This window comes from Microvirga sp. 3-52 (assembly GCF_018383585.1).
In the GTDB taxonomy this organism is placed as follows: domain Bacteria; phylum Pseudomonadota; class Alphaproteobacteria; order Rhizobiales; family Beijerinckiaceae; genus Microvirga.
The window spans coordinates 50,852-69,308 of record NZ_JAHAMK010000009.1; the positions used below are offsets into that span (position 1 = coordinate 50,852).

At 65.9% G+C, this 18,457-nt stretch carries 20 protein-coding genes; 14 read left to right on the forward strand and 6 right to left on the reverse strand.

Annotation, left to right across the window (positions count from 1 at the left end; all coding sequences use genetic code 11):
* Positions 1-19: 19 nt before the first annotated feature.
* The 5 genes from KHP60_RS09530 (at position 20) to KHP60_RS09550 (ending at position 2,350) form a co-directional block, all read left to right on the forward strand.
* A complete protein-coding gene (locus KHP60_RS09530) occupies positions 20-700 on the forward strand; it encodes a hypothetical protein (protein ID WP_213563663.1) in 681 nt (226 codons plus the stop codon).
* Positions 701-745: 45 nt separating this feature from the next.
* On the forward strand, positions 746-916 hold the full coding sequence (locus tag KHP60_RS09535; protein WP_213563664.1) for a hypothetical protein: 171 nt from the start codon (positions 746-748) through the stop codon (positions 914-916).
* A gap of 150 nt (positions 917-1,066) precedes the next feature.
* Entirely contained in the window at positions 1,067-1,291 is a 225-nt protein-coding gene (locus KHP60_RS09540; RefSeq protein ID WP_249688661.1) for a hypothetical protein, read from the forward strand.
* Between the two features lie 97 nt (positions 1,292-1,388).
* Entirely contained in the window at positions 1,389-1,634 is a 246-nt protein-coding gene (locus KHP60_RS09545) for a hypothetical protein (protein ID WP_213563665.1), read from the forward strand.
* Between the two features lie 23 nt (positions 1,635-1,657).
* On the forward strand, positions 1,658-2,350 hold the full coding sequence (locus tag KHP60_RS09550; RefSeq protein WP_213563666.1) for a B3/4 domain-containing protein: 693 nt from the start codon (positions 1,658-1,660) through the stop codon (positions 2,348-2,350).
* 35 nt (positions 2,351-2,385) lie between these two features.
* Here the strand turns inward: KHP60_RS09550 and KHP60_RS09555 are convergent, their stop codons facing one another.
* Entirely contained in the window at positions 2,386-3,822 is a 1,437-nt protein-coding gene (locus KHP60_RS09555; RefSeq protein WP_213563728.1) for a PLP-dependent aminotransferase family protein, read from the reverse strand.
* 121 nt (positions 3,823-3,943) lie between these two features.
* On the opposite strand from KHP60_RS09555, the gene KHP60_RS09560 reads away from it, so the two are divergent.
* The 4 genes from KHP60_RS09560 to KHP60_RS09575 all read left to right on the forward strand — a co-directional run bounded on the left by KHP60_RS09560 (position 3,944) and on the right by KHP60_RS09575 (position 8,475).
* A complete protein-coding gene (locus tag KHP60_RS09560; RefSeq protein ID WP_213563667.1) occupies positions 3,944-5,179 on the forward strand; it encodes a PLP-dependent aspartate aminotransferase family protein in 1,236 nt (411 codons plus the stop codon).
* Positions 5,176-5,970, forward strand: coding sequence for a YggS family pyridoxal phosphate-dependent enzyme (locus KHP60_RS09565; protein ID WP_213563668.1), 795 nt, complete (start codon positions 5,176-5,178; stop codon positions 5,968-5,970). The genes KHP60_RS09560 and KHP60_RS09565 overlap by 4 nt, the downstream gene beginning before the upstream one ends.
* A 50-nt stretch (positions 5,971-6,020) precedes the next feature.
* Positions 6,021-6,923: a dihydrodipicolinate synthase family protein gene (locus tag KHP60_RS09570; RefSeq protein ID WP_213563669.1), complete on the forward strand. Its 903-nt coding sequence runs from the start codon at positions 6,021-6,023 to the stop codon at positions 6,921-6,923.
* Positions 6,924-7,011: 88 nt separating this feature from the next.
* A complete protein-coding gene (locus tag KHP60_RS09575) occupies positions 7,012-8,475 on the forward strand; it encodes an L-lactate permease (RefSeq protein ID WP_213563670.1) in 1,464 nt (487 codons plus the stop codon).
* A gap of 141 nt (positions 8,476-8,616) precedes the next feature.
* Here the strand turns inward: KHP60_RS09575 and KHP60_RS09580 are convergent, their stop codons facing one another.
* From KHP60_RS09580 to KHP60_RS09600, 5 genes are all read right to left on the reverse strand, one after another.
* Positions 8,617-9,804, reverse strand: a complete 1,188-nt coding sequence (locus KHP60_RS09580; RefSeq protein ID WP_213563671.1) for an MFS transporter — start codon at positions 9,802-9,804, stop codon at positions 8,617-8,619.
* 98 nt (positions 9,805-9,902) lie between these two features.
* Positions 9,903-11,102 (reverse strand): MFS transporter, encoded by a 1,200-nt coding sequence (locus KHP60_RS09585; protein ID WP_213563672.1) that lies wholly within the window; start codon positions 11,100-11,102, stop codon positions 9,903-9,905.
* Positions 11,103-11,165: 63 nt separating this feature from the next.
* A complete protein-coding gene (locus tag KHP60_RS09590) occupies positions 11,166-11,486 on the reverse strand; it encodes a multidrug efflux SMR transporter (protein ID WP_213563673.1) in 321 nt (106 codons plus the stop codon).
* A 97-nt stretch (positions 11,487-11,583) separates the two neighbouring features.
* Positions 11,584-12,333, reverse strand: a complete 750-nt coding sequence (locus KHP60_RS09595; protein ID WP_213563674.1) for a F0F1 ATP synthase subunit A — start codon at positions 12,331-12,333, stop codon at positions 11,584-11,586.
* 195 nt (positions 12,334-12,528) lie between these two features.
* Entirely contained in the window at positions 12,529-13,179 is a 651-nt protein-coding gene (locus KHP60_RS09600) for a LysE family translocator (RefSeq protein WP_213563675.1), read from the reverse strand.
* A gap of 154 nt (positions 13,180-13,333) precedes the next feature.
* On the opposite strand from KHP60_RS09600, the gene KHP60_RS09605 reads away from it, so the two are divergent.
* The 5 genes from KHP60_RS09605 to KHP60_RS09625 all read left to right on the forward strand — a co-directional run bounded on the left by KHP60_RS09605 (position 13,334) and on the right by KHP60_RS09625 (position 18,452).
* On the forward strand, positions 13,334-14,218 hold the full coding sequence (locus KHP60_RS09605) for a LysR family transcriptional regulator ArgP (protein WP_213563676.1): 885 nt from the start codon (positions 13,334-13,336) through the stop codon (positions 14,216-14,218).
* A 317-nt stretch (positions 14,219-14,535) separates the two neighbouring features.
* Positions 14,536-15,180 (forward strand): hypothetical protein, encoded by a 645-nt coding sequence (locus tag KHP60_RS09610; RefSeq protein ID WP_213563677.1) that lies wholly within the window; start codon positions 14,536-14,538, stop codon positions 15,178-15,180.
* Positions 15,181-15,249: 69 nt separating this feature from the next.
* Positions 15,250-15,603: a hypothetical protein gene (locus KHP60_RS09615; protein WP_213563678.1), complete on the forward strand. Its 354-nt coding sequence runs from the start codon at positions 15,250-15,252 to the stop codon at positions 15,601-15,603.
* Between the two features lie 11 nt (positions 15,604-15,614).
* Positions 15,615-17,687, forward strand: a complete 2,073-nt coding sequence (locus tag KHP60_RS09620; protein ID WP_213563679.1) for an AAA family ATPase — start codon at positions 15,615-15,617, stop codon at positions 17,685-17,687.
* Between the two features lie 519 nt (positions 17,688-18,206).
* Positions 18,207-18,452: a hypothetical protein gene (locus tag KHP60_RS09625; RefSeq protein ID WP_213563680.1), complete on the forward strand. Its 246-nt coding sequence runs from the start codon at positions 18,207-18,209 to the stop codon at positions 18,450-18,452.
* Positions 18,453-18,457 lie beyond the last annotated feature (5 nt).

Below are 18,457 nucleotides of genomic sequence, written 5' to 3' on the forward strand. Positions count from 1 at the left end.
ACCCACGGAGGTCCGGGCCATGCGAACCACGCCGTTCTCCGACACCGCTCCCATGAAGGAGCTGTTCGAGCATACTATCCGCCGTGTGCCGACGGGGTATATCGGGGCGCCCCTGCTCGTCTCCTCCTCCGGCAGGAAGCCTGGGATCGTGTTCAAGGCGGCTGAGTACCTCGTCCGCTGCCTCGTGCGCCGTATGGCGAACGAGGCGGCCGTGGAGGTCCGCGCCGGGATGCTCCCGGCCGAGGCGCGCGTCCGGCAGGCCTTCAACGTCCCGAGGTGCAAGCCGTACCTGAGGGAGTGGTGCGACCTCGTCAACGAGGCCAGGGCGACCTTCAAGGAGTTCGCGGACGGAGGAGACGTCCCGCACGGGCGCATCCTGCACGCCTGCCAGGCGATGGCCCGTCTCGAACTCCAGCACCAGACCCAGACCGTGGGCCATCCGAAGTTCGATTCCGTGCGGATCAGCCCGGCAATCAACGCGGAGCTGCTGGCCATCTGGGAGAACCTCGATGCCGATGGATCGCTGAGACCCCGTTCGCTCGCGATCCTGCACCCGACCCTTCCCAAGGCGGGCGCCCTCGGCACGTCGGGGGCAAACCTGATCATCGACGGAACGCTCATCGACGTCACGACCGCGGTGGAGCCCACGTTCACAAGGGAGTCCCTGCGCCTCCTGGTCGCCAAGGCGGCCCAGGCCTAGCTCGGCGGCGTCCTGCCGAAGGGCGACGCCCTCGACCCGGTCGCGGTGGAACGCCTCGGTCTCCTGTTTACGCGCCAGAACCGTCTGGTCGAGTTCGGCATCGAGGAGCTGTTCGGGGCCGACGGCTGGGAACGGTACTTGGATGGTTTTGCTGAACTCGCCGGGATGGAGCCGGAACGCGAGAGGGAGCCGGATCTCATGGCGATGATGGGGTGAGCCGGGCCATATGAACGTCGGGTGCATGGACATGGTTCTGCGATCCGGCGGGCTTTCCCCGCATTCCACAGACCACGAACAAAGCAAGAACATTCTCCTGGCGGTCCGGATCCTGAATCAGTAACGTCGCTGCTCTCGAGGGAGGTGACGATGACTGACCAGATCCAGCCTGTATGCGACACGGACGAGATGGAGGCGGACGTCACGGCCTTGATCGAAGCCTGTGGCGGCGATCCGAGGACGGCCATCAAGGCCCTGCTCGCCGAGAACCTCATCCAGGAGCAGCGGATCGAACGCCTGGCCGCATCGCTGTCGTTCGGTTACGTCCGCGGGCGGTTCGGCGTCACCCCTCGCCGATCCGGCTCCAGCCATTGAGAGGCGATACGATATCGACGCCCTATCCTGTCCGACACGAGGAACTTCGAGGTCCACTCCAATGCGACACGGCCACTCGAGACGGTCCCGGCGCCTCATGACAAAGGAGATTGCAGACAAACTGCTCGACTCCTTGCGTCCGACCCGCCATCTCCTCACGCGTACGTTGGCGGACATCCCGATCGGCGGACCGGAGTACCGCCAGATCGATCGCGTGGTGCAGGAGATCGATGGACTGGCCAAGATACTGATTGGCGACGAAACCCATTTCCATCGGATGGATCCACCCGCGCCAGGGAGCGGTAAGTTGACCGCCCCGACCGTGGTCGATAGTTCAACCTGAAACCGTCAATGGAATCGAGTGGAATGTTCGAGACTCCGATCATCGCCGAACCGATCGGGGCGATTGCCCCTGACTTCCATGCCCTGAGCATTCACGTCGATGCCACGGGGGCCAAGGAAGGAAGCCTCGACCCCAACCTCCTGGCAACTGCCTGCGACTTCGTCTCGGCGGGCGGACCATCTTGGGCCGACGCCCATCTGGCCAGTTGGTCGGAAGCGTACCAGCGCTTCGGGGCGAAGCCCAGCCGGACGCCATGCTCTGCCCAGGCCTTGAGAAAGCGCGTCATCAAGGACGGCCGGATCCCCGCGATCAACCCCGTCGTCGATCTCTACAATGCCGTCAGCCTCCGCTACGCCCTTCCCGTCGGCGGGGAGAACTACGATGCGTACGTCGGCAGACCGCAGCTCACCGTCGCTGATGGGACGGAACTCTTCGACACGGTCATGAACGGAGAACCCGTCGTGGAGAACCCGTCACCGGGAGAGGTCATCTGGCGGGACGATCTCGGCGTCACATGCAGACGATGGAACTGGCGCCAGGGCACGCGCACACGGCTGGAGTCCACGACGGGCCGGATGTGGTTCATCCTCGAGGCCTTGGGGACCATGCCGGAAGACGCGCTCGAGGAAGCGGGCGGGATGCTCGTCCAAGGCTTGTCGCAGCTCATGCCGGGCTGTGAGATCCGGAAGCAGCGGGTCTCCGCCGCCGGGACATGAATATCGGGCGCGTCGGCACGATCCCGACGCCCCATTCAAGCGAGTCCCTGCACCTGCCCGACGGCCTCCGCCAGGAGATGCACCCCTCTCTCGATCCGCCGGGTGTCCAGGGCGGAATAGCCCATGATGAGGCTGACATGATCGGCGCGGATGCCCCCGTCGCCAGGATCATAAAGCGGTGAGGTGGAATGCACGCCGACCCCGGCCAGGCGTGCCCTCTCGATGAGGGCGGGCTCGAGGGATCGCGGCAGATCCGTGAACCGCACGACGACGTGCAACCCGGCATCCGCACCCTCGACGGTGATCCGGTCGCCGAATCTCAGGCGCAACACGTTGAGCAGAGTTTGCCGCCGTTCGCCGTTAAGGCGGCGCGCCCGGCGTACGTGCTGCTCGTAGGCCCCACTCTCGATGAGCAGTGCCAAAGCCTCCTGCTCGAGCATGGGGGAATGGCGGTCGGTCAGTCGCTTGGCTGTCGCGAATGCGTCCTGCAACCCGGGTGGGACGACCAGATAGCCGATCCGCAGAGTCGGCGAGAGCGTCTTGGAGACGGTCCCGAGATAGACCACGTTGCCGCCGTCAGCCAGTCCGTGCAACGGAGGGACGGGATTGATGTCGTAGCGGTACTCGCTGTCGTAATCGTCCTCGATCACGAGGGCATCGCGCTGCCGCGCCCATTCGATCAATTGGTTGCGGCGAGTGACCGACATCACTCCGCCGAGCGGGAATTGGTGCGAGGGCGTGACATAGGCCATCCGCGCCTCGATCCCGGCCAGCAGGTCGGTCCGCAGCCCGTTTCCATCCACGGTGACCGGCACGGGCATGGCACCCGTACCGGCGAAGATCTGCCGGGCCATGGCATAGCATGGGTTCTCGATCACGAAGCGGTCGCCGGGATCGAGGATCAGGCGCGCGCACAGGTCCAGGCCCTGCTGCGAGCCGTTGACGATGACGATCTGCTCGGGTTCGCAATGCAGCGTTCGGGATCGCCACAGGTAGCCTTGCAACGCCAGACGCAGCCGTCGCGATCCCCGGGGATCGCCATAGCTCAGCCGCTCCGGCCGCTGTGCCATGGCGGCGCTCATCGCCCGCTTCCAGGCGACAGTCGGGAAGTCTCCCGGCGACAGGTCACCGTAACGGAAGTCGGCGATCAGGTTGTCACCCTCCCTCCGATGCCATGGAGGCGTCGCGCGAACGCGTTCGCCAAAGGACGACAGGCGGATGGGGCGCAGCCCCCTGCCGGATGCCTTTCGCCTTCCCTGATCGACGACCACAGGGACGACTTGCGGCCGCGCCCCCTGACGGACCTCGATGAATCCTTCCGTGAGCAGTTGCTCATAGGCGACCGTGACAGTCGTCCGGGAGACGCCGAGTTCAAGGGCCAGGCTCCGGGACGACGGCAGACGGCCATCCTTGCCGAAGGTGCCGGCCAGGATCTGGTCCCGCAGTGCCTCATAGATCTGGCGCGCTCCCATTCCGCGGGGGAGTCCATCGCCCTTTCTCAACTGGACCACTTCGTTTATCACCAACTGGACGTTCTGCGTGGGCCAGTATGTCGTTATTCCAGGAGAATTCCTAGAGGGATCGTAACAGTCGATGAGCAGCAACGTCAGGCAACCCGAAGCAGACTTCCGTAATTCACCGCGCAACGGTGAGGAACCTGGATTGGCCACACGCACCATTCATCACGGCTTCGACCCAGCCAAGTTCTCGAATTCCGTCCAGCCACCGGTTTTCCTGACCTCCACCTACGGGTTCGAGAGCGTGGCGGCGAACGAGGCGGAAGCCGCGCTTGGCGGCAGGCTCTACGCACGCGAGCACAATCCGACGACCGAGATCCTCGAGCGCCGGCTCGCCAACATCGAGGGCGCAGAGGCCGGTCTCGTCGTCGCCTCGGGCATGGCCGCCTTCGGGGCGCTGACCCTGTCGCTGCTGTCGCAAGGCGACGAGTTGATCGTGCACCAGACGCTCTACTCGAACACGGTCGCCATGGTCGAGCAGGCCCTGCCGCGCTTCGGCATCAAGGTGATCCCCGTCGATCTTGCCGAGCCGGACAATCTCGATGTGGCCATGACGGATAGGACACGCCTCGTCTACTTCGAGACACCCGTGAATCCGCTCAGCGCCATCCTGGACATCGCTGCGATCGCGGAGCGTGCCCACGCGCGGGGCGTGAAGGTCGCCGTCGACAGCACCTTCGCCTCGCCCGCGTTGCAGCGGCCCATCGAGCATGGCGCCGACATCGTGCTGCATTCGCTGACCAAGTACATCAACGGCCATGGCGATGCCCTAGGCGGCGCCTTGCTCGGAGACGCCGAGACCCTTCACAAGCTGCACGAGACAGGCCTGCGCTACATCACCGGTGCCGCGATCTCGCCTCTTGCCTCCTTCCTGATCCTGCGCGGCCTCAAGACGCTCACCCTGCGCATGGAGCGCCACAGCGCATCGGCGCTGGCCGTCGCGCGGATGCTGGAGGCACATCCGGCGGTTGCCTGGGTGAGCTACCCGTTCCTCGACTCCCACCCCGGCCACGCCATCGCCCGCAAGCAGATGTCGAACGGCTCGGGCATGCTCGCCTTCGGGCTCCATGCCGGGTTTGAGGGGGCTCGCCGGATGATGGATCGGCTCGGTCTCATCACCCGCGCCGTCAGCCTCGGCGATGCCGACAGCCTCATCTGCCATCCCGCCAGCCTGACCCGTGCGCGTCAGTCGATCCGCGAGGATGCCCATCTGATCGAGGGCGTCGGGGAAGACCTCGTCCGTCTGTCGGTCGGTCTTGAGGACGCCGACGACATCATCGGGGACCTGCGCCAAGCCATGGAGGCGTCGTGACTGACGATCACACCGTGCTGACTCCAGAAGATGTGCAGCGGTTCGGATCCGATCCGCTCTCCACCTTCCGCACCAATCTGGCATCGGTCGAGGAACGCATCGCGCGTGCCTGCGCCCGTGCCGGGCGCGACCGCGCGTCCGTGCGGCTCCTGCCCGTCACGAAGACGGTCCCGGCTCACATCCTGCGGCTGGCCTTCAAGGCGGGTGTACAATCCTTCGGCGAGAACAAGATCCAGGAGGCCATCTCGAAGCGTGCGGCGCTCGGTGACCTTGCCATCGACTGGAGCATCATCGGGCATCTCCAGACGAACAAGGTCAAGTACCTGACCCGCTTCGCTCGTGAGTTCCATGCGCTCGACAGCCTGCGCCTCGCCGATCTCCTCAACGAGCGTCTGGAGCGAGAGGACCGTTTCCTCGACGTCTACGTGCAGGTCAACACCTCGGGGGAGGAGAGCAAGTTCGGCCTGCACCCGGATGCGTTGCTGCCGTTCGTCGAGACCCTGGGTCGGTTCCCGCGGTTGAGGCCGCGAGGGTTGATGACGCTCGCACTGTTCAGCTCCGACATGGCGCGGGTGCGGCCATGCTTTGCCCTTTTGCGCCGCCTGCGCGACGAGGCGGTCAGTTCCGACCCTGCGCTGACGGAGCTGTCCATGGGCATGTCGGGCGACTACGAGGAAGCGATCGAGGAAGGGGCGACCGTCGTGCGCGTGGGCCAGGCCATCTTCGGCCAGCGCCCCACTCCCGACGGCCATTACTGGCCGGGTCTTGCTGGAAACGCAGGACCGACGTGATCCCCAGTCGAACCATCCCCCGCCTCGTCAAACAATCCGGAGATCCCATCATGAGTCTTCCCAACGGTTTATCCGCCTTTCCGATCACTCCAACGGACGCAGCCGGCCGCGTCGACACCGTTGCGCTGCGCAGGCTGGTCACCCGCCTGATTGCAGCAGAGGTCGATTCCATCGGCCTGCTCGGCAGCACCGGGATCTACATGTACCTGACACGCGGCGAGCGACGCCGGGCGGTCGAGGCCGCGCTGGACGAATCCTCAGGCCGGATCCCTGTCATCGCCGGGATCGGCGCCTTGCGCACCGACGAGGCGGTCGGGCTCGCCCGGGACGCCAAGGACATCGGTGCGGCGGCCGGCCTGCTCTCGGCCGCGTCCTACACGCCGCTCACCGACGACGAGGTGTTCGAGCACTTCTCGACCGTCGCGCGCGAGGGCGGCCTGCCGATCGTGATCTATGACAACCCTGGCACCACGCACTTCAAGTTCACGCCGGAGCTCGTCGGCCGTCTGGCACAGGTGCCCGGCATCGTCGCGATCAAGAATCCCGGCGTCGGCACCGATGACACGGCCCAGCACCTGGCCAGTCAGCGCGCGATCGTCCCGCAGGGCTTCTCAATCGGGTGCAGCGCGGACTGGACGGCAGTGGAGACCATGCTCGCCGGAGCCGACACCTGGTACAGCGTCCTCGGCGGCCTGTTGCCAGGTGTGTGCCTGAAGCTTGTCAGGGCGGCCCAACGGGGCGATGCCGCCGAGGCACGCAGGCTCGACGGCATGCTTGAGCCACTGTGGTCACTCTTCAGGCAGTACTCCAGCCTGCGTGTCGTCTACGAGTTGGCCGAGCTGCTCGACATCTGCCGCACCGAGCCACCACGCCCCATCCTGCCCCTTCCCGCTACGGCGAAGCGCCAAGTCGTCGACACGCTGGCACGACTGCCGACGCACGTCACAGGGTGATCGGCAGTCCATTCATGATGTGTCACGCAACCAATATGCGACGGCTCCGTCTCCAGGTAGATGATGCCGTGCGAGAGACGGATCCCGATTGACCTACATCCTATGGACACTCCCTGCGCTCGCGGTCATTGCCGCGATCGCCAGTGGGCGGCTCGGCACGCTTGCAGCCTCGCTCGTCGGCTTGTGCGCCGCACTGCTCGTCGCACTCACTACAGCCCCCTTCGACTTCCGGCTGCCCGATGCCGTGATCTCTCTCGCACGCGGTGCATGGATCGGCTGGATCGTGGTGCCGTACATCCTCGGCGGCCTGCTGTTCTGGCAGATGGCGATTAGGCCCGGCAACGCCGCCATGCCGGTCGAGACGCACCTGTCCGATGCGCGCGCAAGACGTCGGCTCCTGTTCACGGCCTGCTTCCTGATCGGCCCCTTCGCGGAATCCGCGACCGGGTTCGGCGTCGGCATCATCGGAACGATGATGCTGGTCCGGCGACTGGATGTGGCGCCGATCGCCCTCCTGGCGTTCAGCCTGCTCAGCCAGACCATGATCCTGTGGGGCGGCATGGGCAGTGGTGCCATCGTCGCCGCCGCATTCGCGCGCACCGACCCAACCACGCTCGCCGTCCATGCGAGCTTCTTCCTCGTCGCCTTCAACGTGCTCTGGCTGCCGCTCTACTGGCGCATGGCCGACAAGGCGGGCATCACCGGAGGCTGGGGCGAGCGGATCGGCGAGGCTGCCTGGCTCGGCGCGAGCCTCGCCGCCGTGATTGCCGCAACGGCCCTGCTCGGCCCCGAAACGGCGATGCTGGCAGCCTACGGGCCGATGATCGTGTTGCGCTACCTGGCCGATGAGCGCCCCGACCGCCGCACGCTTTCCCTTGCCGTCCGCCGGATGGCGCCCTTCGCGCTGCTGATCGGCTGGCTGGTCCTGACCCGCCTGCTTCCGCCCCTCGCCCACTTCCTCGAGGCGACTGGCCGGGCACGACCATTTTCCGGCGCGCCGACTTGGTCGCCCCTTTTCCATGCGGGAACCTGGCTGGTCGTGGGGGCCGTCCTGACGGGGCTCGTGCGCGGACACGTATCCGCCTTCCCGGCCGAAATCGCGAGGGCCTGGAAGACAGGCCGCCTCGCGGTCCTGACCATCGTCACCTTCTCGATGATGGCGGAGGTCCTGTCGGGTTCAGGCATCGCCGAGGGCTTGGCCGCCGGGATGTTCGCGGCTCTGGACCGCTGGGCCATCGTTGCGACTCCTTTGATCTCTGCCGTGTTCGGCTCCCTCGCCAACAGCGGCAACGCCGCCAACGGGTTGTTCATGGCCTCCCAGGTCAGTCTTGCGACGGAGGCAGGCCTGAACGTCGCAGCCGTGATCGCCTTGCAGCACGCGGCGGCCCTGTCGCTGAACATGGTCTCGCCGGTGCGCATGTCGATCGTGTGCGGTCTCGCCGGAACCCCGGGGCGGGAGCGGGAGGCCTATCGGGTCATGCTCCCGTTTGCCTTGGTGATCGCTGCCGTACTGGTCGTCGCTTCCTGCTTGATCGCCACCCGTGTCCTCTAGGCGGCGAAGGCGCGCTGGCTGCCTCATGTGGGGCTCTCGACTCACTCCCCACTTCCTCGAAGCAAGTTGCCCCCTTGAACACTCTTGGAATGTGGTCGCAACTGGCCTTCTGCGGGCGCTATCATTCGCGGAACACGACTCTCAGGATCGGGCGTCAAGCCTCGATGTCGTGTCTTGCACACGTATTGCCGCGAACCCTGCAAGGCCGAGGATGGCCAAGCAGGCAAGTGCAAGTGCGAAGCTGGCTGACTGTGCGATGGCGCCTACGATGAGTGCTCCAATGCCGGTCCCGAGGTCGAAGGTAACGTTCCAAAGTACGGACACCTTTGCTGCGTTGGCTGCCCCGCCGTCATGAAACGCGCGAACGAGAGTCGCACTTTGAAGTCCGCCGTATGCACTCCCAAGCAGCACTGCCCCGGCAAGCAGAAGCACATTGTTCCAAGCTGTACCGGTGATGAGAAGCGAGCCGCTCAATGTTAGGGCAGCCAACGCCGTGACGATGACGAGGGCTGGGATCATGTGGTGTGTGCCGAAACGATCGCTCAGTGCACCGCCTGCCCATCGGGCAGGCGTGGCAAAGCCTGTAAGGAGGAGAAGCGCAAGGGTTGCCAGTTTCGAATTTGGGGCAATCTGGTTTGCGAACGTCAGAAGGGCACCGCCCGTACTGGTCACAATGACGAGCGCCATGAGCGTGGGCCAAATGACGATGACCATGCGACCGAGTGACTGTGACCGCACCTCCGGTGGTTCCTTCTCGGCAACCGATGCAAGTTTCGTCAGTCGCTGACCCAGCGGAATCAACCAGATGAGAGCCAACACAGGCACCGTCCCGAGAATGAGCACAATCGGGAAGCCGAAGGAATCCGCGAGCATTGGAGCAGACGAGGCGAAGGCCAGTTGTGGCAGTGCGGCCGCGAGGCCATATGCGCCTACGGCTTTACCGCGATGCGCAGGCGAGACCAGAAGCGTTAGCGCGGTTGCCCCACACACCGTGATGATTCCAAACCCAACGCCGCGAAGGGCGCTTGTGACCGACACGATCGCGAGACTCGGGGAAAGAGCCTGCAAGGGAGCTGGAACCGAGAGAAACAGAACCCCGGCCATCAGGATCGGCGTCCATCCGAACGACCTGAGCGCGCGGTTGACGTACAGTTGCGCGAGAATGGTAAACAACATGAGTGTCGTGGTAACGCTTCCGGCCGCAACTTCACTTGCTCCGCCCGCGATGACCCATGACGGGGAAATCGGCAGCAACAGGCTAAAACCAGTGAAGGCGAGCGCAACCGTGGCGAGGAGCGCGCGCATCCCCGGCGCAGCAAAAACGGACAAACGAGTGCTCCCTTATTGACTGAGATCCTGGACGTGCTTCGCCCGACCGACGATAATCCGCTGTTCGCTTGTGCTTACGAGCGATGTGCATGTCCTTCTCACACCTTGCGACGCCGAGCTGGTGTCCTGATCGACGCGATTCCGACCACTGAAGTGACGGTGATCATCGTGCACGTGACAGCGGCAAGCGAAATGGACAGCGAGAATGCGGTCAGTACGGCACTGGCGAAAATGACTCCCAGCGCGTTTGCGGTGCGCAGCAGCGCGAACACTTCCGGTCGCTTCCGCGGGGGAGCCAGGGTATCGAGGATGAGCGAGTAGTACGTTCCTAGCGGTGCCAGAACGAAGCCTATCAGGACGGCCCCGATCACGGTTGTCAGGATCGACAATTGGAGCGCGGCAAGGAAGGCACCCAACGTCATGACGGTCAGTTGGGCCAGCACGGTCCGCTGCGTTGCCATGCGGTTGCGAACGCTGACCCACATCCCTCCGGCCACCGAGGCCAGGCACAGCGGTACCGTGAACAGGATCGCCAGTGCCGGTTCGTACCCGAAGGCCAGCGCCAGGGCGACCGCGCCGATCTCGATCGCCGCAACCGTGGCCCCGCCGGCGGCGGCACACATCAGCCACAGGAGGATCGAAGGGCTGAGAACCGAGCCATCGGCATGCTCCACGCCGACAATGGCTGTCGAGCGTGTGCGTGGAACCAGGAAGGCTGGAATGGCCCCGAGGACCGTGAGTGCCAAGACGGCAATGACAGGAGAGATGGTACCCAAGCCTGACGCTGCAACCGGAGCCAGCACGAAGGTCAGTTCGTTGAGCGTGGCCGAAATGCCGAGCGCGCGCGGCAACCGTGAAGCAGGTGCCAATTGGTTGAGCACGGAGCGCAGAAACCCATGCGCTGCGCCGTTCACGGTTCCGGCAAGTGCCGCGATCAGGATGAGCCACACGAACGATGCCTCGTAGGCGACGCACAGCGCGATCAACCCCAGGGCCAAGGTGCGAAAGGCGATCAACAGCCTCAGGAACGTCGCCGAAGCCAGACTCCTGCCGAACCGGGTGATCGGGATGGCCCCGACCACTTGGGCAAGCGTCATGGCCAGGATCATGGCAGCGCCGCCGCTGGTGTCGCCCGTGAGGCTCAAGGCAACGAGCGAGAACGCGACGGGCCCGGCCGCCTGCGGCACGTTCAAGGTTGCAGCCGAGATGAACCAGCGCACGAGTGGCCACGGTCCCGATGGCCCTTCGGAGGCCGGTGCATCCGGGCGGTTGGCTGGGGTGTCAATCTGGCTGGTCATTGCGATTACGTCTTCATGAGTGCCGCGTCTGGAGTGGCGGCAAACGGCAATGCTGCGCCAGACCTAATGGTCCGACGCAATCTTGAGGCCGATCAAGCCGACCAGGATGAAGAGGGCGCTTGCGATCCGCAGGGCCGTGACCTGCTCGCCGAGAACGGCGATGCCGACCACGAAAGCCCCGATGGCACCGATCCCGGTCCAGATCACGTAGGCCGTGCCCAGCGGAAGCACCCTCATGGCAAACGACAGCAGTCCGAAGCTGGCAATCATCGCCACAATGGTCACGATGCTCGGCACCAGTTTCGTGAACCCCATCGACTGCTTCATGGTGAAGGCCCACAGGACCTCCAGCAATCCCGCCACGAACAGATAAACCCAGGCCATTGTCAAAACCTCTCTTGTCCCGAGCCAGGCCGTCCTGGCGGATTCGCCCATGACCGATGGGGTCGTCCCCATGGTGCCCGAGCCGATTGATCCAGTCTTAGTGCCCCGGGTGGATGGCATCGTTGAGGTAGATGCAGGTCAGGACGGCAAACACGTAGGCCTGGAGCGCGGCCACCAGGAACTCGAAACCCGTCAGGGCCACCGTCATCGCCAACGGGAGCGGCGCCAGCAAGACGTATCCGGCACCTGCCGTCCCGAGCGCCACGACGAAGCCGCCGAACACCTTCAGGGCGATGTGCCCACCCAGCATGTTGGCAAATAGGCGCAGGCTGAGGCTGATGGGCCGGGACAGGAACGAGATGATCTCGATGACCACAAGGACCGGGAGAAGCCATTTCGGCACCCCCGAGGGTACGAACAAGCCGAGAAAACGGAAGCCATGCCTCATGAAGCCGTAACCGATCACGGTGCCGATGACGAGCAAGGCAAGGCCGAAGGTGACGACGATCTGGCTGGTGACCGTAAAGCCTCCGGGGATCATGCCCAGCAGGTTGAGGGTCAGGACGAAGACGAAGAGCGAGAACACCAGGGGGAAGAACTTCATCCCCTCCCGGCCGGCGGCGTCCTGGAGAGTCCCCGCGATGAACTCGTGCAGCATCTCGGCAACAGCCTGCGCGCGGCCCGGGACAAGGGCCTTCTCGCGTGTGGCCCAGACCAGCCCGCCCACGATCAAGACGACGGCCAGCATCATGAAGACGGCCGCGTTTGTCAGGCCGATTTCGACCCCTCCCACGTTGCCGAGGGGAACGACGGTCTTGACGACAAACTGCTCGATGGGACTGGCCATGGGGACGCCTCCGCTGAAGATCGAAGCCACAGGAGCGGCAGGTCATGCCGCGACGGTGGGGCCGTCCCCGATGATGCGAAGGCCAAGGGTCGTCCCGAGGCACGGTGGCTATATCAAGAATCCGGAGGCCGTTGCAAGGGCATGGAAAGGGCGATCCCGTAAAAGCCTCGCCCGAGACGGGGGCGAGCCCGGTGATCAGCTCGATGGCCGGCTCGCGAAGGCGAGACCGATGCCGAGCGCGACCATGGCCGCTCCGGACCCTTCCCGCAGGCGCCGGATCAGGTTGGGCCGCGCCGTTGCGCCCGCACGGATGCCGCTCGCCGCGAAGGCCACCACGATATCGACCAAGGTATTGAGGGCGACCGAGACGAAGCCGAGAACGGCGAATTGCAGAGCCACGTTGCCGACAGCCGGGTCCACGAACTGAGGCACGAAGGCGAGGAAGAACGCCGCCGTCTTGGGGTTTAATGCTTCCACCAGCACGCCCTCCTGGAAGGCCCGGCGAGCGCCGACCGGTGGTGCCGTCTGGTCGCCCGCCAAGGCCGCCAGTGCATCCCGACGCGCGACCTGGAACGTCCGAAAGCCGATCCAGACCAGGTACGCCGCGCCAAGCAGCTTCAGGACCGTGAACAGCTCCGCGCTGGCGAGGACGATGGCTGAGACCCCCAGGCTGCCGGCGAGGACATGGGCCATGCCGCCGAGCCCCGTCCCGAAGCTGGAAGCCACCCCTTCGGCCCGACCGCCCGCGAGCGTGCGGGCCGCAACGTAGAAGATACCGGGCCCAGGCGTGATGGCTAGGATGAGGGCTGCTGCGGTGAACAAGGCAAGTTGGGTTGTATCCAGCATGAGGTTTCCTGGCAGGTCGGTGGCCCGGCTTTTGCCATGATCCTTTCATGGCAACAGGCATCTGTCGGTGCCGATGGTTGATCGACATTGGTTACGGCGTGATGCACAATAAGGAAAATTAAACTATCTGTATCCACATTAGGTTCTCTAACCCATGTTCGACTACGCTCACCTTTCGGCCCTCTCGGCGGTCATTCGGACCGGAAGCTTCGAGCGTGCGGCCCAGCAACTCTCCGTCACTCCGTCGGCAATCTCGCAGAGGATCAAATTGCTGGAGGAGCGCCTCGGCACCGTGCTGGTGATCCGAGGGCAGCCGTGCATGGCGACCGAGGTCGGCCAACGCCTGTGCCAGCACGTCGAGCAGGTGGCGTTGCTGGAGGATTCCTTGCGCGGCAGCCTTCCGGGACGTGAGGCCGGCTGCCAGCCCGTGACCCTGCGCATCGCGATCAATGCCGACAGTCTCGCCACGTGGTTCATCCCGGCCATGGCAAGGACACAAGGTTACTTGTTCGACCTAGTGCTGGATGATCAGGATCACAGCGCGGATTGGCTGCGGCGTGGAGAGGTCGTGGCGGCCGTGACCGCCCACCGGGCGCCGATCCAGGGATGCGATTGCCACCCTCTCGGTGCGTTGCGCTACGTTGCTGCCGCCAGCCCGGCGTTCTGCTCCCGGTGGTTTGCCGATGGGTTGAACGAGTCGGCGGCGACGCATGCCCCATGCCTGACCTTCGATAGGAAGGACCGGCTCCAGGCAGAATGGTTGCGGATGGCCGTCGGCGCCGACCTCCACCCCCCGCTCCACTGGCTGCCCTCGTCGCAGGCCTTCGTGGATGCGGCGCTGGCCGGGATCGGCTGGGGCATGATCCCGGAACCGCTGGCGGGCCCTCACCTGCGCGCCGGGAGGCTGACGGCGCTGCGGGAAGGTCAGCCCCTCGATGTCCCGCTGTTCTGGCAGCAGAGCCGCATCATGGGACCCGTCCTCGGGCATGTGACGCGTACGGTCGTGCAGGAAGCAAGGACAATGCTGATCTCGGGCTGAGATGCCTGGGAACCCATCGAACCTCCCTGGAAGGCGCCCATCGGCATGCCAATCACGACAGCTCTAACGCAAGGTCACGCTGTGGAGCGGATCCCATCGTCAAATCGGCGGATATTCAGTTGACAAGCATGGCATCGTTTCCTATTTGTTCTGACCATGACCCAGGAAATCGCACACCATGCCGAGACCGGATCGCGCCTCCCGCGCACCGTCGCCGTGCGCCGGGTCCGAATATCCTGGATACGCTGATCTCCCGAACCCGCACTTGATCGGTTCACGTGACGGCCGTTGCCGTCCGCACTGGGACGAGCGTACCCATGCCCATCATCTCCTCCTCCGACATCGTCGCCGACGATGTATCCGACCTGCTGGCCCACATCCGCGAGAGCGCATCCTGCCTCTCCTTCCACCCGCGCGGCACCGTCCGCTGCCGAGGGCTGCCGCTGTTCCGGAACCAGGCCGCCCGTGATCTCGCCTGCCTGTTCGACGTCGATCCCGACGTGGGGTCATGGACATGCCTGCCTACGATCCTCGCCTACGGCACCGGAATGCACGTGCCGGACTTCGCTGTCGAGCGATCCACCGGCACGATCCTTGTTGATGCCGTCCCACCGGACGCGAAGTCGTCACCGCCGGACTGGGTGTCCGGTGTCGCCCGTGACCTTGGGTATCGCTACGAGGCCTACGGCGCGTGCGATCTCCACGGGGGCTTCCGGCTCGGCAACGCCCGCGACCTCCTGCGCTACGCCAACTACCGCATCTCGCTCGGCGACCGCGTCCGGCTGCTCACGCTTCTCGACGAGCAGGGGCCGATGCCGCTCTCCGTCTGCATGCAGGTCATCCGCGACGGGCGCGACCCGATAGGCGTGATCGCCGCCATGGCCCTGCGCCGCTTCGTGGAGATGGATCTCGACGACGGCCGCATCGGTCCCGAGACCCGCGTCTCCCGCTTCCACGACTGAACCGACCGCATCCGCCAACACAGCAAGTCGCCGGCCACCACCTGGGGCCGCACGCGACGGAGCACGCTTATGACCTTCATCATCAGGAACGATGGCCCGGCGCCCGAACTGGAGTCCGAGATCCTTCGCCTGCGCGGCCTCGTGCAGGACCTCGAAGACATCCGGCGGGGACGTCATCCCGACAAGGGCCGCCTGGCCTCGTGCCCGACGATCCGCGACTGGCAGGGGGTCACGCGCCCCGACCCTTGCCTGACCGGGATCATGTTCAACCACCCGACCATCACCGACGGAAGGCAGGGTGTCACCACGGGCCTGTGGGTGCTCGCGCCCACGCTCGGCTATGCGCGCACGATCACCCGCTTCTACGCCCTCGGCCGGAAGGACCGCTCGTTCGCGGTCCCGGTCGGCAGCCCGCGCACGTGAGGAGAGGATCGATGGCTCATGTACGGACCCTCCCCGACAGGCGCAGGGAGATCGCGCCCCGGCCCGCCGATGTCGGCGCGGCCCTCGCCCGCGGCCTTCTTGTCCGCACGCTGCGGCAGGCAGGACTCCATCACGTGCTGCGCGAGCAGCCGTGCATCGTCGGCATCGCGGTTGCCGACGACGATGACCGCGACGTGTTCGTCGGGGCCGCAAAGGCTCTCCTGCGCGCGACGGTCCGGGACGGCTTCGATCCCCGCCTCGCCATGCTCGACCCCGAGTACGAGGTGATCACGTTCGAGGGCGGGAGGAGGAAGCGGTCGAAGGCCGACATCGCCTACCTGCGGGAAAGACTGTCGTCACGCTCGCGGCTTCTCGCCCTCGCCCCGACCCAGGCCGACTTCCCGCAACTCTTCCGCGCCGCTGCCGATGCCATCGTGACGCCCGATCCGATCCATCCCCGTGCGCTGCGGGGCGCGATGCAGGTTGTCCTCGGATATCCGCCTCCCGCCGACCTCGTCGAGGCGGCAGGCGGCGTCCCGCTCGCCATGATCGGCGCCATCTTCAGGCCCGACCGTAGCCTCCGGCAGGCGGTCCGCCTGCTGACAGCGGCCCAGACGGGCGGGGCCACGTCACCTTCCGTGCACGATGCCAGGGATGCCCCAACGCTCGACGACCTGCACGGACTCGGCGAGGCGGCGGAGTGGGGACGGTCGTTGGCGCTGGACATGGCGGACTACAGGGCCGGACGGATCCGCTGGCGCGACATGGACAAGGGCATCCTGGTCAGCGGCCCGCCCGGGACGGGCAAGACCATCTTCGCCAAGGCGCTGGGCAGCACGTGCATGGTCCCAGTCCACCTGCACTCGCTCGCGCGCTGGCAGGGCAAGGGACACCTCGACGACCTGCTCAAGGCGATGCGCCGTGCCTTCGAGGAGGCGAAGGCCGACGCGCCGTGCATCCTGTTCGTCGACGAGCTCGACTCGTTCGGCGACCGCGAGCGGCTGAGCGGGCACAACGAGCAGTACAGCCGAGAGGTGATCAACGGCTTCCTCGAGTGCCTCGACGGAGCGGAGGCGCGCGAGGGCGTGGTGGTCGTCGGCGCCACGAACCTGCCGGACAGGATCGACCCGGCGATCCGGCGTCCCGGCCGCCTCGACCGGCACGTCGTCATCCCCCTGCCGGACCCGGAGGCGCGCAAGGGCATCCTGCGGCACCACCTCGGCGGCGCGCTGCCCGGCGCGGACCTGACGGAGGCGGCGGAGCGGCTGGAGGGTACCTCGGGAGCGGTGATCGAGCAGGTCGTGCGCGACGCCCGGCGCATCGCGCGACGGGAGCGGCGGGACCTCGGGATGCACGACCTGACCGCTGCCCTGCCGCCGCGGCGGCACCTCTCCCAGGCGGACTTCCGCCGCGTCTGCGTGCACGAGGCCGGCCATGCGGTCGTCGGCTGCCTGCTGCTGAAGGAGTCCGGGATGGCTCCGGTCGAGACGAGGGTCTTCCGCGAGGCCTCGGCCGACTCCAACGCCGGGGTGACGCTCATGCGGCATGCCACCGACCTGCTGCGGACGCGGTCCGCATACTTGGCCCAGATCACCGGACTCATGGCGGGGATCGCCGCCGAGGAGGTCGTGCTCGGCGCCCGGTCCGACGGTGGGGGAGGATCGAAGGGGGCCGATCTCCAGAAGGCGACCGCGCTGGCGGCCGCCATGGAGGTGTCCCTCGGATTCGGCGAGAACCTCGCCTACCTGTCATCGCGGGACGAGGACGAGCTCCTCGCCCGGGTTCGGGCCGATCCCATTCTACGTCGCGCGGTGAACCAGGTACTCGCCGGGAGCCTGGAGCGCGCACGGCTGCTGGTCCGGACCAACGGAGACGCCGTCAACGAACTCGCCGACGTTCTCGCGAGGCTCGGGCGTGCGTCCTTCGACGAGATCCTCGGAATCGTCGCGACCATCCGAAACGGCTCCGCAGTCAATCCCATGAATCCTTCCGATTCCTATGAAAATTGTCCCCGGAATGGATTGGACGGCGTTGACTCGCTCCGGGCAGTCCTGGTATCCGGGCCGCTATGTGGAACCCAGTAGCTTACATAGCGCCCATAGGCGAGCGGCTCGACCGCGGTGCTGAGAAGCACGCCTCAGGGGCAGGGTTCCCCGGGGCGTAAGCTCCCCGCACCACCGTCGCACCTCCTCGTCCATCGGCTGCCCTCCGGCAGGGCACTGTCCTTGCCGTGACGGCCCCTCGCGCGAGGAAAGGAATGCGGGCGACGCACGCATCTCCCCACTCCTTCCGCGCCCTGCCCGGCCCGAGCCCTGCTCATGGTCAGGCGGCATGCCCCGACCGTCCGCGACTCCGGTTGCGTACGGTCCCGACACCCCGGTCCGCTCGCCCTGAGCGGCCACAGCCAGAGGAGGCCACACATGACGACAGCATTCGCTCCCGCCTCCACCCGCGGCCATCGCCGCGCTGCCCTGGCCCTCCGCCCGATACGGCGCTGACGAACCCCACAGGCTCCCAGCCTGTGCAGCACCTATCGGGATGCTTGCCACTCCCGGTGACTATCCAACCGCGCCCTGGCAAAGCGCGAACCGGAGCAGTGTGCCATGCGCAACACCAGCAACACCTCGACGCCGTCCTTCCGCTTCCCGTCCCGCACCATCCCGCTGGAGGTCGGGGACGAGTTCCTCGACGACCACGGGATCTCCCAGCGTGTCGACCGTCTCACGCAACGTTACCGCTTCGGCCGTTCGGATGCCTGGGACCGCTGCTACATCCTCGACCTGGACGATGACGACACGAGCGCAGTCGTCGCGTCCTTCCTCCGCCAGTCCCCGACCCGCTTTCAGTAGGCCGG

Coding starts and splice junctions, on each gene's coding strand:
- KHP60_RS09530 (WP_213563663.1), top strand. CDS start 20: ATGCGAACCACGCCGTTCTCCGACACCGCTCCCATGAAGGAGCTGTTC.
- KHP60_RS09540 (WP_249688661.1), top strand. CDS start 1,067: ATGACTGACCAGATCCAGCCTGTATGCGACACGGACGAGATGGAGGCG.
- KHP60_RS09545 (WP_213563665.1), top strand. CDS start 1,389: ATGACAAAGGAGATTGCAGACAAACTGCTCGACTCCTTGCGTCCGACC.
- KHP60_RS09550 (WP_213563666.1), top strand. CDS start 1,658: ATGTTCGAGACTCCGATCATCGCCGAACCGATCGGGGCGATTGCCCCT.
- KHP60_RS09555 (WP_213563728.1), bottom strand. CDS start 3,822: ATGGGAGCGCGCCAGATCTATGAGGCACTGCGGGACCAGATCCTGGCC.
- KHP60_RS09560 (WP_213563667.1), top strand. CDS start 3,944: ATGAGCAGCAACGTCAGGCAACCCGAAGCAGACTTCCGTAATTCACCG.
- KHP60_RS09570 (WP_213563669.1), top strand. CDS start 6,021: ATGAGTCTTCCCAACGGTTTATCCGCCTTTCCGATCACTCCAACGGAC.
- KHP60_RS09585 (WP_213563672.1), bottom strand. CDS start 11,102: ATGACCAGCCAGATTGACACCCCAGCCAACCGCCCGGATGCACCGGCC.
- KHP60_RS09590 (WP_213563673.1), bottom strand. CDS start 11,486: ATGGCCTGGGTTTATCTGTTCGTGGCGGGATTGCTGGAGGTCCTGTGG.
- KHP60_RS09595 (WP_213563674.1), bottom strand. CDS start 12,333: ATGGCCAGTCCCATCGAGCAGTTTGTCGTCAAGACCGTCGTTCCCCTC.
- KHP60_RS09600 (WP_213563675.1), bottom strand. CDS start 13,179: ATGCTGGATACAACCCAACTTGCCTTGTTCACCGCAGCAGCCCTCATC.
- KHP60_RS09605 (WP_213563676.1), top strand. CDS start 13,334: ATGTTCGACTACGCTCACCTTTCGGCCCTCTCGGCGGTCATTCGGACC.
- KHP60_RS09610 (WP_213563677.1), top strand. CDS start 14,536: ATGCCCATCATCTCCTCCTCCGACATCGTCGCCGACGATGTATCCGAC.
- KHP60_RS09615 (WP_213563678.1), top strand. CDS start 15,250: ATGACCTTCATCATCAGGAACGATGGCCCGGCGCCCGAACTGGAGTCC.
- KHP60_RS09620 (WP_213563679.1), top strand. CDS start 15,615: ATGGCTCATGTACGGACCCTCCCCGACAGGCGCAGGGAGATCGCGCCC.
- KHP60_RS09625 (WP_213563680.1), top strand. CDS start 18,207: ATGCGCAACACCAGCAACACCTCGACGCCGTCCTTCCGCTTCCCGTCC.